This is a genomic window from Moritella sp. JT01 (assembly GCF_001574435.1).
GTDB lineage: Bacteria > Pseudomonadota > Gammaproteobacteria > Enterobacterales > Moritellaceae > Moritella.
Window position 1 is genome coordinate 224,538 of record NZ_LOCN01000007.1, and the last position, 476, is coordinate 225,013.

Consider the following 476-nt stretch of genomic DNA (forward strand, 5'->3'; position numbering starts at 1 on the left):
ATCTTTTCGTGAATCTTAGCAAGGGCCAATTTTTGTTTATTGAAGTTGTTAGAGCCTTTCTTCTTTTTGGCTAATTTGCGTGATGCTTTGGCGAGTTTCTTCGCGTATTTATTGGTTAATCGTGGGTTATTGAACTTTGTTCCATCCGAACAAATCGCTAAGTCTTTAATACCGACATCAACACCGACGGTCTTGTTCACGACTGGTAGCTGCTTAACATCTTCTTTTACAAGCATTGATACAAAATATTTACCTGATTTTGTCTTCGATACCGTTAATGAACTCGGTGTGCCAGTAAACGGCCGTGACCATTTAATCTTTAATGCTTGCTTCATCTTGGCGAGTATTAACGATTGCTTGTCCGCGCTCCATTTGAAGCCGTTACTCATATAGCTAGCAGATTGATTACCGTGTTTATGTTTAAACTTAGGATAACCAAAACCTGATTTAAAAAATGACTTAAAGCCTTTATCGAG

1 protein-coding gene is annotated in these 476 nt (G+C 38.2%); it reads right to left on the reverse strand.

The features are described from left to right. Positions 1 to 476: RNA-guided endonuclease TnpB family protein (locus AKG98_RS22460; protein ID WP_198155453.1), on the reverse strand; the 476-nt coding region annotated here is incomplete at both ends.